The organism is Plantibacter sp., assembly GCF_059073635.1.
Map to the genome: position 1 here is coordinate 349,042 of NZ_JCACOF010000012.1, position 15,239 is coordinate 364,280.

At 69.1% G+C, this 15,239-nt stretch carries 13 protein-coding genes, 2 tRNA genes and 1 pseudogene; 6 read left to right on the top strand and 10 right to left on the bottom strand.

Going from position 1 to position 15,239, the window contains the following annotated elements; translation table 11 throughout:
* Nucleotides 1-105: 105 nt before the first annotated feature.
* Nucleotides 106-672 carry a peptide deformylase gene (gene def, locus AC5JOC_RS18965; protein ID WP_079705767.1) on the bottom strand — a complete coding sequence of 189 codons (567 nt, stop codon included), beginning with the start codon at nt 670-672 and terminating at the stop codon, nt 106-108.
* 70 nt (nt 673-742) lie between these two features.
* On the opposite strand from def, the gene AC5JOC_RS18970 reads away from it, so the two are divergent.
* The 3 genes from AC5JOC_RS18970 (at nt 743) to AC5JOC_RS18980 (ending at nt 3,242) form a co-directional block, all read left to right on the top strand.
* A complete protein-coding gene (locus AC5JOC_RS18970; RefSeq protein WP_079705768.1) occupies nt 743-1,723 on the top strand; it encodes a DMT family transporter in 981 nt (326 codons plus the stop codon).
* 123 nt (nt 1,724-1,846) lie between these two features.
* Nucleotides 1,847-3,127 carry a glycosyltransferase gene (locus AC5JOC_RS18975; protein ID WP_371413643.1) on the top strand — a complete coding sequence of 427 codons (1,281 nt, stop codon included), beginning with the start codon at nt 1,847-1,849 and terminating at the stop codon, nt 3,125-3,127.
* 40 nt (nt 3,128-3,167) lie between these two features.
* A tRNA-Ile gene (locus tag AC5JOC_RS18980) sits at nt 3,168-3,242 on the top strand.
* Between the two features lie 121 nt (nt 3,243-3,363).
* Here the strand turns inward: AC5JOC_RS18980 and AC5JOC_RS18985 are convergent.
* Nucleotides 3,364-4,266 carry an ROK family protein gene (locus tag AC5JOC_RS18985; RefSeq protein ID WP_494246993.1) on the bottom strand — a complete coding sequence of 301 codons (903 nt, stop codon included), beginning with the start codon at nt 4,264-4,266 and terminating at the stop codon, nt 3,364-3,366.
* Nucleotides 4,267-4,482: 216 nt separating this feature from the next.
* Here AC5JOC_RS18985 and AC5JOC_RS18990 point away from each other — a divergent pair, with 216 nt between their 5' ends.
* On the top strand, nt 4,483-4,986 hold the full coding sequence (locus AC5JOC_RS18990; protein WP_064293650.1) for a DUF3145 domain-containing protein: 504 nt from the start codon (nt 4,483-4,485) through the stop codon (nt 4,984-4,986).
* A gap of 199 nt (nt 4,987-5,185) precedes the next feature.
* Here AC5JOC_RS18990 and AC5JOC_RS18995 read toward each other — a convergent pair whose 3' ends face one another.
* The 6 genes from AC5JOC_RS18995 to aceE all read right to left on the bottom strand — a co-directional run bounded on the left by AC5JOC_RS18995 (nt 5,186) and on the right by aceE (nt 12,920).
* The gene (locus AC5JOC_RS18995) at nt 5,186-6,424 is read right to left on the bottom strand and encodes a beta-ketoacyl-[acyl-carrier-protein] synthase family protein (protein WP_071260783.1); all 1,239 of its coding nucleotides are present in this window, start codon (nt 6,422-6,424) and stop codon (nt 5,186-5,188) included.
* Nucleotides 6,425-6,563: 139 nt separating this feature from the next.
* Nucleotides 6,564-6,812, bottom strand: coding sequence for an acyl carrier protein (locus AC5JOC_RS19000; protein ID WP_056006457.1), 249 nt, complete (start codon nt 6,810-6,812; stop codon nt 6,564-6,566).
* Between the two features lie 59 nt (nt 6,813-6,871).
* Nucleotides 6,872-7,876 carry a beta-ketoacyl-ACP synthase III gene (locus AC5JOC_RS19005; RefSeq protein WP_079705772.1) on the bottom strand — a complete coding sequence of 335 codons (1,005 nt, stop codon included), beginning with the start codon at nt 7,874-7,876 and terminating at the stop codon, nt 6,872-6,874.
* A gap of 20 nt (nt 7,877-7,896) precedes the next feature.
* Nucleotides 7,897-8,820, bottom strand: a complete 924-nt coding sequence (locus AC5JOC_RS19010; RefSeq protein WP_085510735.1) for an ACP S-malonyltransferase — start codon at nt 8,818-8,820, stop codon at nt 7,897-7,899.
* Between the two features lie 112 nt (nt 8,821-8,932).
* Nucleotides 8,933-10,177 (bottom strand): PucR family transcriptional regulator, encoded by a 1,245-nt coding sequence (locus tag AC5JOC_RS19015; protein WP_208612327.1) that lies wholly within the window; start codon nt 10,175-10,177, stop codon nt 8,933-8,935.
* A 16-nt stretch (nt 10,178-10,193) separates the two neighbouring features.
* The gene (gene aceE / locus AC5JOC_RS19020) at nt 10,194-12,920 is read right to left on the bottom strand and encodes a pyruvate dehydrogenase (acetyl-transferring), homodimeric type (RefSeq protein ID WP_085510736.1); all 2,727 of its coding nucleotides are present in this window, start codon (nt 12,918-12,920) and stop codon (nt 10,194-10,196) included.
* A 241-nt stretch (nt 12,921-13,161) separates the two neighbouring features.
* On the opposite strand from aceE, the gene AC5JOC_RS19025 reads away from it, so the two are divergent.
* Nucleotides 13,162-13,632, top strand: a complete 471-nt coding sequence (locus AC5JOC_RS19025) for a peroxiredoxin (RefSeq protein WP_064293656.1) — start codon at nt 13,162-13,164, stop codon at nt 13,630-13,632.
* Between the two features lie 39 nt (nt 13,633-13,671).
* On the opposite strand, the gene AC5JOC_RS19030 is transcribed toward AC5JOC_RS19025, so the two are convergent.
* Together AC5JOC_RS19030 and AC5JOC_RS19035 are read right to left on the bottom strand one after the other, a co-directional pair.
* On the bottom strand, nt 13,672-14,196 hold the full coding sequence (locus tag AC5JOC_RS19030; RefSeq protein WP_137241785.1) for a dihydrofolate reductase: 525 nt from the start codon (nt 14,194-14,196) through the stop codon (nt 13,672-13,674).
* Nucleotides 14,193-15,003: pseudogene (locus AC5JOC_RS19035) on the bottom strand (thymidylate synthase). The gene AC5JOC_RS19030 and the pseudogene AC5JOC_RS19035 overlap by 4 nt, the downstream one beginning before the upstream one ends.
* Nucleotides 15,004-15,157: 154 nt before the next feature.
* On the opposite strand from AC5JOC_RS19035, the gene AC5JOC_RS19040 reads away from it, so the two are divergent.
* A tRNA-Val gene (locus AC5JOC_RS19040) sits at nt 15,158-15,230 on the top strand.
* The last annotated feature ends 9 nt before the right edge of the window (nt 15,231-15,239 follow it).

Sequence of the window (15,239 nt, forward strand, 5' to 3'; positions counted from 1 at the left end):
GGCCCGAAGACTCCACTCTTCGGGCCTCGTTGCATGTCCGGGCACCCTGCGCCTGTCGAGGTGATGCCGTGTCGATCGTGCCGGCGTCGTGTCCGTCGAGGTGGTTCAGCCCTCGAGGTCGTCGCGACCCGGGAGCCAGGAGATCCCGGGCACGCCCCAGCCCGCCTTGCGGATCGCCTTCGCCGCTCGGCGCGAGTGCGGCAGTTCGAGGCGGTCCACGTAGAGCACGCCGTTGAGGTGGTCGAACTCGTGCTGCAGGATGCGTGCGCGCCAGCCGACGACCCGCAGCTCGACCGGGGCGCCCTCGAGGTCGGTCCCGATGAGCATGGCCGCTTCCGCTCGACGGAGCGGGTGCCGCTCGCCTGGGACGGAGAGGCAGCCCTCCGACTCATCCTCCTCGTCGAGCTCGCCCACCGGCGGGGGACTGATCCACAGCACCGGGTTGATCGCGACGCCGCGCCATGGCTGGCCGTCGTCGTCCTCGTAGCTGTAGACGAAGAGGCGGAGCGGCACGCCGACCTGCGGAGCCGCGAGCCCGACGCCGGGAGCCAGATCCATGGTCTCGTACATGTCGGCGACGAGTCGTCGGAGGTCGTCGTCCACGGTGGCGACCGGCCGGGCGACGGAGTGGAGCACCGGGTCACCGGTCACGTGGATCTCGAGAATTGCCATTGCTCGAGCCTATCCGCTGGGCTCGGCCTGGCGCGCAGGGATCGGCGGGGCGGCGGGGTAGCCTCGACGGGTGATCCCCTCCGCCATCGACATCGCCGACCTCGCGGACGACTTCACCCGCAACCCCTCGCAGCTGCTCGGCATCCCGTTCGCACTCCTCGGCGCCGTCTTCCTCTCGCTCGGCGCGCAGCTGCAGCACCGGGGTGTGGCGAAGGTCGAGTCGTCGAGCGGCACCGACGCGACCTCGGGGCTCAACGTCGCCCAGCTGCTGGCCTTGCTCAGTCGGCCCTCCTGGGTGACCGGAACCGTCATGCTCGGGCTCGCGATCGTGCTCCAGCTCGGCAGCCTGTCCCTCGCACCGATCACCCTCGTCCAGCCGTTGGGCGCGGTCGCGCTCGTCATCACGGCGGTGGTGAACAGCAGGATCAGCGGCGTCCGGTTGAACCGTCGATCGGTCGTCGCGATCGTCGCCTGCGTCGGCGGCGTCGGCCTGTTCGTGACGATCGCCGCGGTCTTCACGGGCGAGCACCGGATCACCGAGGCCGAACTCGTCACGATCCTGGTGATGCTCGGTGTCGTGCTCGTCGTGTTCGGGCTCGGCTTCATGGTGTTCCGGTCACGCTTCACGGCCATCTTCTACATCGTCGGGACCGGGGTGCTCTACGGCTTCGTCGCGACGCTCGCCAAGGTCATCATCGGACGGCTGCAGCAGGGCGAGTTCGACTGGCTCACGGTCCTCTGCGGGCTCGGCCTCGCCGCCGCGAGTGCGCTCGGCGGCTACTTCGTGCAGACCGCCTACTCCTCGGGGCCTCCCGACCTGGTCATCGCGGGCCTCACCGTCATCGATCCGATGATCGCGGTCGGCATCGGCATCATCGTGCTGGGGGAGGCGAGCAACGCCCCGTTCTGGGCGGGCTTCGGCTTCGTCGTGGCCGGCGCGATCGCCGTGTGGGGTGTCTTCCAGCTCGCCCGCCATCACCCGCAGGTGAGCCAGACGCCGGCGGCCGCGGCAGCCGCGAAGGCCCTCGCGACCGGCGACGCGCCCGCCTGAGCCCTGGAGCCCGAACGGGCTGCAGGTATGCTTGAGCATGGCGTTCCGCGCCGCATCAGGGTCGTGAGCGACCGCCCGCACCCCCTCACATCACTGGCCAAGCACAGAGGAATCACCGATACCTTGACTTCTCCCGACGACCAGCACCTCGCGAAGGCGTCCAGCACGACGCCGAGCGCCGACACCCACAAGCCGCTGCGGGTGGTCATCGGCGCCGACACCTTCTCGCCCGACGTGAACGGCGCCGCACGCTTCGCCGAACGCCTCGCGGCCGGACTCGTCCGCCGAGGCCACGACGTCCACATCGTGGCGCCCGCGGGCTCGCGCAAGTTCGGCACGTGGAAGGAGACCCACGAGGGTCAGACGATGACGGCGCACCGCCTCTTCAGTCTCCGGTGGTACCCGCACGACTGGCTGCGCTTCGCGATGCCGTGGTCGATGCGACGGAACGCCCGGAAGATCCTCGACCGCGTGAAGCCCGACGTCGTGCACCTGCAGTCGCACATCGTGGTGGGCCGTGGTCTCTCGATCGAGGCCGAGCGACGCGGCATCCGCATGGTGGCGACGAACCACATCATGCCCGACAACATCCTCGACTTCACCGTCATCCCCAAGCGCACCCAGGAGTGGCTCGTCCGGACGCAGTGGGCTGCCGCCCGTCGCGTCTTCGATCGTGCCTTCGCCGTGACGACCCCGACGCGCAAGGCCGCCGACTTCCTGGAGCAGTTCACGGGCCTGACCGGTGTGCACGCGATCTCCTGCGGGATCGAGGCCGGACAGTACACGCCGTCGTTCGAACCGCGGAAGCGCAACACCATCCTCTTCGTGGGTCGCATCACGAGCGAGAAGCAGATCGACGTGCTCCTGCGCGCGCTCACGAAACTCCCGAAGGAACTCGACGCCCACGTCGACGTCATCGGTGGCGGCGACCAGGCGAAGAACCTCGAGCAGCTGACCCAGCAGCTCGGCATCGGCGACCGCGTCCGATTCCTCGGCAAGGTGTCCGACGATGAGGTGAAGCAGGCCTACACGAACGCCACCGTCTTCGCGATGCCGTCCATCGCGGAGCTGCAGAGCATCGCGACGATGGAGGCCATGGCCTCCGGTCTCCCGGTGGTCGCGGCCGACGCCATGGCGCTGCCCCACCTCGTGCACGATCAGGTCAACGGGTACCTGTTCGAGCCGGGCAACGTCGACGCCCTGGCCGAGCGGCTCGCGACGGTACTCAGCGCCTCGCCCGAGGAGTACCGCCGGATGCAGGACGCCTCGTTGGAGCTCGTCTCCGCACACGACATCGAGCGCACGCTCGACACCTTCGAAGCGCTCTACCGCGGCGAGCAGGTCGTCGACCCGACGACCGAGCGTCACACGGCGACCGCAGACCGCCAGGAATCCCGCGACTGACTCCCGCCCGGCGGGCCACTCGGTACACTGGGTTCCGCACGGGGCGGTAGCCAAGCTGGTGAAGGCATTCGGCTCATAACCGAACGATGCGTGGGTTCAAGTCCCACCCGCCCTACCGATATCCGGTCCATGAGCCTTGGTTCCGGTCCCTGAGCTTGTCGAAGGGCGCCCTTCGACAAGCTCAGGGGCCGGGACGGGGCGGCTCAGGGACCGGGATGCCGTGGCTCAGGGGCCCGTCAGTCCGCGAGGACGAGGGCGGCGGCACCGATGAGCGGGCCGTCGGCGTCGAGGCCGGCCGGGACCACGCGCAGCTCACGGGCGTAGGCGTGCAGTGCGGCGGCGGTCGCAGCCTTCTGGACGAGGTCGAGGTAGTCGGGGGAGACCCGCGAGAAGCCGCCTCCGATCGCGACGCGTTCCAGGTCGAGCAGGGTCGTGATGCTGCAGAGGGCTTCGCCGACGGCCTCGGCGGAACGTCGGACGGCGCGGATCGCGATCTCCGTTCCAGCTGCGTAGTCGGCCCCGAGCTGTTCGCCCGTCGTGCCGGTCCATCCCTGGGCGCGCGCCCAGGCGACCGTCGCGGTGCCTGACGCGATGCCCTCCAACGTCCAGGGTGTGCCGACAGCATCCGGTTCGCGTCGGCGGAGCTGCATCTGTCCGAGGTGGCCGGCGTTGCCCGAGGTGCCCGGGACGAGTCGGGATCCGAGGATGATCCCGCCACCGATCCCGGTCGAGACGACGATGCCCATGCTGTTCTCGGTTCCGCGGAGCGCGCCCTGCCAGTGCTCGGCCAGGGCGATGCAGGTGCCGTCGAGACGGAGTTCCACCGGACCGGACGTGAAGCGCCGGAGCTCAGCCACGACGGGGAAGTCGGCGAGTCGGGGGAGGTTGATCGGCGAGACGGTGCCGTCGGCCCTGCCGATGGGGCCCGCCGAACCGATTCCGACACCGGACACCGGCCCGCCATGGGCCGCGACGCTCCGTTCGGCGGTCTGGAGGATCGACGCCACGAGCTCCTCGCGGGTGGCCGCGGCGCCCGTCGGACCGCGGAACCGGGTGCCGGGCAGGATCCGTCCCTCGGCGTCGACGACGGCCGCTTCGACCTTCGTGCCGCCGATGTCGATCGCGAGGGCCTCGTGCATCACCGCTCCATCCTGGAGGGCCGTCAGTCCGGGCCGGCTCCCGATCCAGCGTACTGGGAACGACACGGTTGTCATTCCTCCAGGTCATGGGGCATAATGCTCGTATCGGCGCGAGTCGAACAACTGCATACACGGAGGTCCGGTCAGCCGGACACCGACATGGATCACACTGCATGGGTCGTTGGGGAAGACGCACCCGGACGCAGTGGAGGAATCATGTCGACACCGATGACGAAGGGTGTGCTGTTCGTGCACTCGTCGCCTCGCGCGCTCTGCCCGCACCTCGAATGGGCGGCAGGTCGCGCTCTTGGTCGTGCCATCAGTTTCGACTGGGAAGACCAGCCGATCCTCCGTGGTGCGCAGCGCGCCGAGGTCTTCTGGGAAGGCCCGCACGGCACCGGAGCCGCACTCGCCTCAGCCCTGCGCGGCTGGGAGCACCTCCGCTACGAGGTGAGTGAAGACCCGGCCCAGGGTGTCGACGGTGCCCGGTGGATGCACACGCCCGACCTCGGGATCTTCTACGCACAGACCGACAGCATCGGCAACGTCGTCGTCCCGGAGGATCGCATCCGGTACGCCATGGAGGTCGGCGCCGGGAACGCCGCCGAACTCCAGCGCGAACTCCGCGTCGCGCTCGGACAGCCGTGGGACGACGAACTCGAGCCGTTCCGTCACGCCGGCGACGGGTCCTCCGTCATCTGGCTGCACAACGTGGGCTGATCCGGCCCCGCCGGCGCGGCGGCACCGCGCACGCGAGACAACTTCACAGACGACAGGGTGCCCACGTGGCGTGGACCGTGCGAGGTCGGTGACACTCCCGGCAGACACGAGGTGACGAAACGGCGGCACCCTGGTCAGTAGACGACGACGGGTCGTGGTGCATGCACCACGACCCGTCGTCGTCTCCGTCGCGAAGGGCTCAGTAGCTCCGGAACGCGACGACCGCGTTGTGGCCGCCGAACCCGAACGAGTTGCTGATGGCGAGCAGGTCGCCGGACCCGAGCTCACGCGGCGTCGTGACGACGTCGAGCGGGATCTCCGGGTCCTGGTTGTCGAGGTTGATGGTCGGCGGGATGACCCGGTGGTGCAGGGCGAGCGCCGTGTAGGCCGCTTCGATGGCACCCGCGCCGCCGAGGAGGTGGCCGGTCGACGCCTTCGTGGCCGTCACGGCGATGTCGTCGAGGTGGGCACCGAAGACCCGACGCAGCGCGTTGTACTCCGCGATGTCGCCGACGGGCGTGCTCGTGGCGTGTGCGTTGACGTGCACGACGTCGTCGAGCGACGCGCCACCGTTCTCGACGGCTGCACGCATGGCGCGGGCCGCAGCCGAACCCTCGGGGTCGGGAGCGGTGATGTGGTACGCGTCGCTCGTCACCGCACCACCGAGGAGCTCGGCGTAGATGCGGGCGCCACGGGCCTTGGCGTGCTCCTCGGTCTCGACGATGAGCGCTGCCGCGCCCTCACCGAGGACGAATCCGTCGCGGTCGACGTCGTAGGGACGCGAGGCGATGGCGGGGTCGTCGTTGCGCTTGGACAACGCCTGCATCGCCGCGAAGGACGCGAGCGGGAGCGGGTGGATGGCGGCTTCGGAGCCACCGGCCACGACGATGTCGGCGAGGCCGGCCTGGAGGTGGTCGTAGGCGTTGGCGAGCGACTCGGTGCTTGACGCACAAGCGGAGACGACGGTGCGCTCTCCGCCTCGGGCACCGAGGTCCATGCCGATCGCCGCTGCCGGGCCGTTCGGCATGAGCATCGGGACGGTCATGGGGAGGACGCGGCGGGGGCCCTTCTCGCGCAGGGTGTCCCAGGCGTCGAGGAGCGTCCACACGCCGCCGATGCCGGTGGCCCAGTCGACGAGGAGTCGCTCCGGGTCGACCTCGGGGGCGCCGGCGTCCTGCCAGGCCTCGCGCGCGGCGATCAGGGCGAACTGGCTCGACGGGTCGAGGCGCTTGACCTCACGACGGTCGAGGATGTCCGCGGTGGGGACGGCGGCCTGCGCGGCGAAGCGTACGGGCAGCTCGAGTTCTTCAGCCCATGGCTGCTCGAGACGGCTCGCACCGCTCTTGCCGGCGAGGAGGTTGTCCCAGGAGTCGGTGGCGTTGCCGCCGAGGGGAGTGGTGGCACCGATGCCGGTGATGACGATGCGTTTGGTGGTCATTCAGTCAAACCTTCTGTGGAGACGACGAGGGGGTCCGAGCCCTGCGGCGGTCGAGCCCGTGTCCGGACGGACGAGCCGCCTCGAACGCTGAAGGGCCGGTCGGCCAACTGCCGGCCGACCCTTCAGCACTGCGCTGGGACTAGCCCTGAGCCTTGACGATGAAGTCGACGGCGTCGCCGACGGTCTTCAGGTTCTTGACTTCTTCGTCCGGGATCTTCACGTCGAACTTCTCCTCCGCGTTGACGACGATGGTCATCATGGAGATCGAGTCGATGTCGAGGTCGTCGGTGAACGACTTGTCCAGCTCGACGGTGTCGGTCGCGATGCCGGTCTCGTCGTTGATCAGCTCGGCCAGGCCGGCGAGGACTTCTTCGGTGGACAGTGCCATTGTTCTACTCCTTGGGTGAGGTTTGACCGTAGTCGAGTGTAGTCGCGTCGGGCGTCCTGCTACGGCAGGACGACGACCTGAGCGCCGAAGACCAGTCCGGCACCGAACCCGATCTGCAGGGCGAGGCCGCCGCTGAGCTCGGGGTGCCCCTGGAGGAGCCGGTGGGTGGCGAGCGGGATGGATGCCGCCGAGGTGTTGCCGGTGGTCTCGATGTCGCGCGCGATGACGACGGTCTCCGGCAGCTTGAGCTGCTTGGCGAACTCGTCGACGATGCGCATGTTCGCCTGGTGGGGGATGAAGGCCGCGAGGTCGGAGGCTTCGACGCCCGCTTCCTCCAGGGCCTGCTTGGCGACCTTGGCCATCTCCCAGACCGCCCACCGGAAGACCGTCTGGCCCTCCTGGCGCAGGGTCGGCCAGGCGGCGGTGCCGTCGCGGAACTCGGTGAGCGTGCCGCTCATGCCGACGGCGTCGGCCTTCGAGCCGTCGGATCCCCACACGGTGGGGGAGATGCCGGGGAAGTCGCTCGGACCGACGACGGCCGCGCCTGCACCGTCGCCGAGGAGGAACGAGATCGACCGGTCGGTCGGGTCGACGATGTCGGACAGCTTCTCGGCGCCGATGACGAGCGCGTAGTGGGCCGCGCCCGATCGGATGAGGGCATCGGCCTGGGCGATCGCGTAGGCGTATCCGGCACATGCGGCGTTGAGGTCGTAGGCGGCAGCGGGGTTCGCTCCGACGCGGTCGGCCACGACGGCCGCCATCGACGGGGACTGCTGGACGTTGCTGATCGTCGCGATGAGGACGAGGTCGACCTGCTCGGGCGAGATGCCCGCGGCCGCGATGGCCTCGGCGCCGGCTTCGGCTGCGAGGTCGACGGCGCTGACGTCGGCCGACGCCCGCGTGCGGGTGACGATGCCGGTGCGCTGCTGGATCCACTCGTCGGACGAGTTGATCGGACCGACGAGGTCGTCGTTCGGGACGCTGAGGTCTCCGCGAGCTGCGCCGAGGCCGAGGATGCGGGTGAACTCGGGACCGCGCGACTGCTTGAGGGTGGGGGTGGTCATTGACTGGTTCTCCGTCTGCGCTACTGCTGGGCGATGAGGTCGAGGGCTGCCGGCAGGTCGTCGGGGGTCTTGATGGCGACCGTCGGCACGCCCTTCAGGCCGCGACGTGCGAGTCCGGTGAGCGCCCCGGCGGGGGCGAGCTCGATGAGTCCGGTGATCCCTGCGGCGCTGAACGCGTCCATGCACAGGTCCCAGCGTACCGGGGAGGCGACCTGACCGATGAGGAGGTCGAAGAACGCCGTACCCGAGGTGACCTCGGTGCCGTCGTGGTTCGTCCAGATGCGGAGCGTCGGGTCCTGGGGCTCGACCGTGCGGCTCGCCCCGGCCAGCCAGTCGCGGGCCGACTGCATGTAGCTCGTGTGGAAGGCGCCTGCGACCTGCAGCGGGATCACCCGCGTGCCCTTGAGCGGCTCGTCGGCGAGGCGGGCGAGGGCGTCATGCGCGCCGGCGACGACGATCTGGCCGCCGCCGTTGTAGTTGGCGGGCTCCAGCCCGAAGGAACGGACGTGCGCGACGACGGCGTCCTGGTCGCCACCGAGGACGGCACTCATGCCCGTCGGGGTGGTGGCTGCGGCTTCGGCCATTGCCACGGCGCGTTCGCTCACGAAGCTCATCGCGTCGCTGTCCGAGAGGATGCCGGCGCCGTAGGCCGCGGTGATCTCGCCGACGGAGTGTCCGGCGATGCCGCCGAACGGCGCGGCGTCGGCGGGGAGGGCCTTCCGCAGGGCGTCCAAGGCGACGATGCCGGCCGCGACGATGAGCGGCTGGGCCACCGCGGTGTCGCGGATGGTGTCGGCGTCGGAGACGGTGCCGTGCTTGACGAGGTCGAGTCCGGCTTCGTCGGAGAAGCGCGCGAGCGCGTCCTTCGCGGAGGCGTCCTGCAACCAGGGGTCGAGGAAGCCGGGGGTTTGGGAGCCCTGTCCAGGGCAGGCGATGACGATCACCGCTCTAGTCTGCCAACCGGAGGACGCCCAGCAGTGGAGCAACACCACGAACCTTTGGAAAATGTGTTGTGTGGAGTCCACAAAACCGACCGGTCGGACGGCCCTGCGAGCGTCAGGAGGTCAGCCGACGTCGGGACGGCTCGGGCTCAGCGATGGCACCGAGGATGAGGGCCGCCTGCAGGATGAGCGACTCGCGGGCACCGGTCGCGTCCCAGCCGATGACCTCGGAGACCCGCTTGAGGCGGTACCGGACCGTGTTGGGGTGCACGAAGAGCTCGCGCGCGGTCGCTTCGAGCGAGCGGCCGTTGTCGAGGTAGCACCAGAGCGTCGTCACGAGCTCGCCGGAGTAGTCCTTGAGCGGGCGGTAGACCCGCTCGATGAGCGTGGTCTTCGCGAGGTTGTCGCCGGCGAGGGCGCGTTCCGGAAGGAGGTCGTCCGCGGCGACCGGTCGTGGCGCGTGTCGCCAGGACTTCGCCACGGCGAAGCCGGCCAGTGCGGCCTTCGCGCTGCGCGACGCCTCGATGAGGGATGGCACGGCGTGACCGAGCACCAGGTGCCCCGGCCCGAAGCCGTGCTCGAGCTTGGCGGCGATGTCGAGGAAGGTGAGTTGTGAGCTGGCGCGGGCGTCTGCGGCGGCCTGTTCCGCCTCGTCGACGGGCTCGCCGTCTCCGGGCTCGGTGCTGGGCAGCTCGGCGCGACCCAGGACGAGCACGAGCCGGTTGCCCTGGACGCCGATGAGGACGTCGGCGTCGAGGTGTCGGGCGGTCCGGCGGAGCATGTCGACATCGAGCACCCGTGGGGTCGTCCCGACCAGGACGCAGGCCTCACCGTGCCCGTGCCACCCGAGGGCGGCGATCCGGCTGGGCAGCTCGTCGTCGGCCTCGCCACTGAGGATCGAGTCGACGACGAGGGCCTCGAGGCGGGCGTCCCAGAGTCCGCGGGCTTCGGCCGCACGGGCGTACACGTCGGCCGAGGCGAACGCGATGTCGCGTGAGTAGAGGAGGATCGCCTCGCGGAGGTCGACGCTTCCGGACGCGACGCGTTCCTCGACGACCTCGACGGTGACCTTGATGAGTTGCAGCGTCTGCTGCAGGCTGACGGAACGGAGCAGCTCGCGAGGAGCCGCCCCGAACACGTCGGCGGCGATCCACGGCGTCGACCGGGGATCGTCGAACCACGAGATGAACGAACTGATGCCCGCCTGGGCCACCAGGCCGACCGCTGAGCGGCGGCCTGGTGGCATCTCGGCGTACCAGGGAAGGGTGTCCTCGAGGCGTTTGAGCGTCGCGGTCGCGAGCTCACCCGAGATCCGGCGGAGCCAGTCGAGTGTCTCGGCCTTCGTCTTCGTCTTCGTCACCGTGGTAGCGATGGAATCAGCTCTCGCCACCCGCGTTACCGGTGTTGCCGGCGTTCACGTCGTGGAGGCGGTAGCGGTCGATCGCCTGCTGCGGGAGGCTCGCATCGACCTCACCCCGAGCAGCGAGCTGCTGGAGGGTGCGGACGACGAGCGACGGGCCGTCGATCTTGAAGAAGCGACGGGCAGCGGCGCGCGTGTCGGAGAAGCCGAAGTCGTCGGCCCCCAGCGTCGCGAAGTCGCCCGGCACGAACTGACGGATCTGGTCCGGCACGGCGTGCATGTGGTCGGTCACGGCGACGAACGGGCCTGCGGCACCGCTCAGCTTCTCCGTGACGTAGGGCACACGACGCTCCTCCTGCGGGTGCAGGAAGTTGTGCTGGTCGGCGGCGAGCCCGTCGCGACGGAGCTCGGTCCAGCTCGTGACGCTCCAGACGTCTGCGGAGACGCCCCAGTCGTCGGCGAGCAGCTGCTGCGCCTCGATCGCCCACGGGACCGCGACACCGGAGGCCATGAGCTGAGCCTTCGGGCCCTGCTTGTCGCTCGTGCTGATGCGGTGGATACCGCGCACGATGCCGTCGACGTCCACGCCCTCGGGCTCGACGGGCATGACCATCGGCTCGTTGTACACCGTGAGGTAGTACATGACGTTCGGGTCCTCGTGCTCGCCGCCGTACATGCGCTGGATACCGCTGCGCACGATGTGCGCGATCTCGTAGCCGTAGGCCGGGTCGTAGCTGACGACCGCGGGGTTCGACGACGAGAGCAGCAGCGAGTGGCCGTCGGCGTGCTGGAGGCCCTCACCCGTGAGCGTCGTGCGACCGGCGGTCGCGCCGATCATGAAGCCACGGGTCATCTGGTCGCCGGCAGCCCAGATGGCGTCGGCGGTGCGCTGGAAGCCGAACATCGAGTAGAAGACGTAGACCGGGATGAGCGGCTCGCCCTGCACCGAGTACGAGGTTCCGATCGCGGAGAAGGCCGCGACGGCGCCCGCCTCGTTGATGCCCACGTGCACGATCTGACCCTGCGGGCTCTCCTTGTAGGCGAGCAGCAGTTCGCGGTCCACCGAGGTGTAGTGCTGACCGTTCGGGTTGTAGATCTTCGCGCTCGGGAAGAACGCGTCCATACCGAAGGTGCGTGCCTCGTCGGGGATGATCGGGACGATCCGGTTGCCGAAGTCCTTGGCGCGGAGGAGGTCCTTCAGCAGTCGGACGAACGCCATGGTGGTGGCGATCTCCTGCGTTCCGGAGCCCTTCTTCGCTGCCGCGTACGCGGAGTCGTCGGGCAGGTTCAGCTGCGTGTACTTGCTGCGACGCTCGGGGACGTAGCCGCCGAGTGCGCGGCGACGCTCGTGCAGGTACTGGATCGCCTCGTCGTCCTCGCCCGGGTGGTAGTAGGGCGGGAGGTAGGGGTTCTCTTCGAGCTGCGAGTCGGTGATCGGGATGCGCATCGTGTCCCTGAAGGTCTTCAGGTTGTCGAGCGTCATCTTCTTCATCTGGTGGGTCGCGTTGCGGCCCTCGAAGCTCGGGCCGAGGCCGTAGCCCTTGATGGTGTGCGCGAGGATGACCGTCGGCTGGCCCTTGTGCTCGCTGGCCGCCTTGAACGCCGCGTAGACCTTGCGGTAGTCGTGGCCGCCGCGCTTGAGGTTCCAGACCTCGTCGTCGGTGTAGCCCTCGACGAGCTTCAGGGCACGCTCGTCGCGGCCGAAGAAGTTCTCGCGGACGTAGGCGCCGTCCTCCGTCTTGTACGTCTGGAAGTCGCCGTCGGGCGTGACGTTCATGAGGTTGAGGAGCGCGCCGTCGGTGTCGCGGTTGAGGAGGTCGTCCCACTCGCGGCCCCAGATGACCTTGATGACGTTCCAGCCGGCGCCGCGGAAGAAGCTCTCGAGCTCCTGGATGATCTTGCCGTTGCCGCGGACGGGGCCGTCGAGGCGCTGCAGGTTGCAGTTGATCACGAAGTTGAGGTTGTCGAGGCCCTCGTTCGCGGCGACCTGGAGCTGACCGCGGCTCTCGACCTCGTCCATCTCGCCGTCGCCGAGGAACGCCCAGACCTGCTGGTCGCTGGCGTCCTTGATGCCACGGTTCGTGACGTACTTGGCGAGGTGCGCCTGGTAGATCGCGTTGATCGGGCCGAGACCCATGGAGACCGTCGGGAACTGCCAGAAGTCCGGCATGAGGCGCGGGTGCGGGTACGAGGAGAGCCCGTGCGGCGCGTGCGACTTCTCCTGGCGGAAGCCGTCGAGCTGGTCGGTGCTGAGGCGGCCCTCGAGGAAGGCGCGGGCGTAGGTGCCGGGGGAGGCGTGGCCCTGGATGTAGATCTGGTCGCCACCGCCCGGGGCGTCCTGGCCGCGGAAGAAGTGGTTGAAGCCGACCTCGTAGAGCGCGGCCGACGACGCGTAGGTGGAGATGTGTCCGCCGACACCGATGCCGGGGCGCTGCGCGCGGTGCACGGTCATGGCCGCGTTCCAGCGGATCCAGGCGCGGTAGCGGCGTTCGATGTCCTCGTCGCCCGGGAAGTCGGGCTCGTTCTCCGAGGCGATGGTGTTGATGTAGTCGGTGGTCGGCACCATCGGCACGCCGAGGTGCAGCTCCTTCGAGCGCTTCAGGAGGCTCAGCATGATGTCGCGGCCGCGGCCGCGGCCACGTTCGTCGACGAGGGCGTCGAGGGACTCATTCCACTCGGACGTCTCCTCAGGATCGGCGTCTACGTGGTTGGACGAGTATGGATCCTGGTCGTGAACAGTCACCGTCGACCTTTCTCTCGTGGCAGATCGTGCCTGGGTTGTGATGGTGAACTCCATGCGTCCTGATGGGTATGGACGCGGGCGCCACCTTTCACCCTATCCGGTCACCCCAGGGAACGGTGACCGAGCGGCGCACCCCTCCGGGTTTGTGCAGCTGCGGTGCGGGGTTAGGATGTGTGACCGGATCGGACCCGTCCACCGCTCGGGCGATCCGGAGCAGGCGAACCCGCCTGAAAGGACCCTCATGGCACTCGAGAACGACACCCTGGCACCCGACTTCGAACTGGCGAACCAGTTCGGTGAACTCGTCAGGTTGAGTCAGTTCCGCGGCAGTTCGGCTGTCGCCCTCGTCTTCTTCCCGCTGGCGTTCTCCGGCACCTGCACGGGGGAGCTGTGCGAGTTGCGCGACAACCTCAGCCTGTTCACGGACGACCAGGTCACGCTCGTCGGCATCTCCGTCGACTCGAAGCACACGCTGCGCGCGTGGGCGGAGCAGGAGCAGTACGGCTTCCAGCTGCTCGCCGACTTCTGGCCGCACGGCCAGGTCGCCAAGGAGTACGGGGTGTTCCTGCAGGAGAAGGGGTTCGCGAACCGTGCGACCTTCCTCATCGACCAGCAGGGCATCATCCGTGAGAGCTTCATCACGGCACCGGGCGAAGCCCGCTCGCTCGCGGCCTACCGCGCCGCGCTCGAAGAGCTGCGTCAGCCGGCCTGAGCCGCGGCTCGCTCTGGTCGATCCGGATCGCCGGGCGTCTCAGCCGGTGATCGTGACCTCGGGTGCGCGCTCGTAGCGGATGAACCGGTAGGGGACACCCGTGCGGGATTCCGACCAGCCGTGCGCCGGATCGATCGTGACCGGCACCCACTCCTCGCCGATGGTCGGTGCGAAGGTGTCGCCCGCGACGTCGAGGTCGAGTTCGGTCACCTCGAGCCGGTCGGCGAGCGCGAGCGCTTCGGTGAAGAGACCCGCGCCGCCGGTGACCCAGGCCTGGCCGTTGCCGGCGAGCTGTGCCGCTTCGAACGCGTCCTCCAGGGAGTGCGCGACGATCGCGCCGTCGGCGGACCACGCGTGATCGCGGGTGACGACGATGTTCGGGCGTCCTGGGAGCGGACGGAACCGTGGGGGGAGTGAATCCCAGGTGCGGCGTCCCATGATCACCGCGTCCGACCCGGTGAGCGCCTTGAAGTGCGCGAGGTCTTCGGGGACGTGCCAGGGCATGTCGCCGTCGGCGCCGATGACGCCGTCGTGGGCCTGGGCCCAGATGAGCGCCAGGCTCATACGGCGACGGCCGCTCGGATGGCGGGGTGGTGCTGGTAGTCGACGATCTCGAGGTCGTCGTACTCCACGTCGAAGATGCTGTCGCGCTTCGTGTTGATGCGCAGCTTCGGGTAGGGGAACGGTGCGCGCGTGAGCTGCTCCGTCACCTGCTCGACGTGGTTGTCGTAGATGTGGCAGTCGCCGCCCGGTCCACACGAAGTCGCCGACCTCGAGGCCGACCTGCTCGGCGACGAGGTGGGTGAGGAGCGCATAGCTGGCGATGTTGAAGGGGACGCCGAGGAAGAGGTCTGCGCTGCGCTGGTAGAGCTGGCAGGAGAGCTTGCCGTCGGCGACGTAGAACTGGAAGAAGGCGTGGCACGGGGCGAGCGCCATGTTGGGGATGTCGGCGACGTTCCAGGCGGAGACGATGATGCGGCGCGAGTTCGGGTCGGTGCGCAGCTGGTCGATGACCTGCGAGATCTGGTCGATGTGCGAGCCGTCGGGGGTCGGCCAGGACCGCCACTGCACGCCGTACACGGGACCGAGCTCGCCCTGGTCGTCGGCCCACTCGTCCCAGATGGAGACGCCGTGCTCCTGCAGCCAGCGGACGTTGCCGTCGCCGCGGAGGAACCACAGGAGTTCGTAGGCGATGGACTTCCAGTGCACCCGCTTGGTGGTGATGAGCGGGAAGCCCTGGGAGAGGTCGAAGCGGAGCTGGCGGCCGAACACACTGCGCGTGCCGGTTCCGGTGCGGTCGCCTTTGGCGGCGCCGTGCTCGAGCGTGTCGCGCAGGAGGTCTTCGTACGGGGTGGGGATCGTCGTATCCATCCCCTCGATCGTACGGCCAGCGACCGTCACCGCGCCCGACCGATCGTCCGGTGTCGCGACGGATGCGCGCGGACCCGGGTTGTGGAGCGTTCCGGCTCCGACGGCGACTCCGGCTAGACTCGACGAGTCGCATCGGATGGTTCCATCCGATCGCGGGCCTTTAGCTCAGCTGGTAGAGCGCCACGTTTACACCGTGGATGTCGTCGGTTCGATCCCGGCAGGGCCCACCGAAGGAA

Excerpts from the sequence above, each read along its gene's own strand:
- def (WP_079705767.1), bottom strand. The coding sequence starts at position 672 with ATGGCAATTCTCGAGATCCACGTGACCGGTGACCCGGTGCTCCACTCC.
- AC5JOC_RS18985 (WP_494246993.1), bottom strand. The coding sequence starts at position 4,266 with ATGCACGAGGCCCTCGCGATCGACATCGGCGGCACGAAGGTCGAAGCG.
- AC5JOC_RS18990 (WP_064293650.1), top strand. The coding sequence starts at position 4,483 with ATGTCGACACCGATGACGAAGGGTGTGCTGTTCGTGCACTCGTCGCCT.
- AC5JOC_RS18995 (WP_071260783.1), bottom strand. The coding sequence starts at position 6,424 with ATGACCACCAAACGCATCGTCATCACCGGCATCGGTGCCACCACTCCC.
- AC5JOC_RS19000 (WP_056006457.1), bottom strand. The coding sequence starts at position 6,812 with ATGGCACTGTCCACCGAAGAAGTCCTCGCCGGCCTGGCCGAGCTGATC.
- AC5JOC_RS19005 (WP_079705772.1), bottom strand. The coding sequence starts at position 7,876 with ATGACCACCCCCACCCTCAAGCAGTCGCGCGGTCCCGAGTTCACCCGC.
- AC5JOC_RS19025 (WP_064293656.1), top strand. The coding sequence starts at position 13,162 with ATGGCACTCGAGAACGACACCCTGGCACCCGACTTCGAACTGGCGAAC.
- AC5JOC_RS19030 (WP_137241785.1), bottom strand. The coding sequence starts at position 14,196 with ATGAGCCTGGCGCTCATCTGGGCCCAGGCCCACGACGGCGTCATCGGC.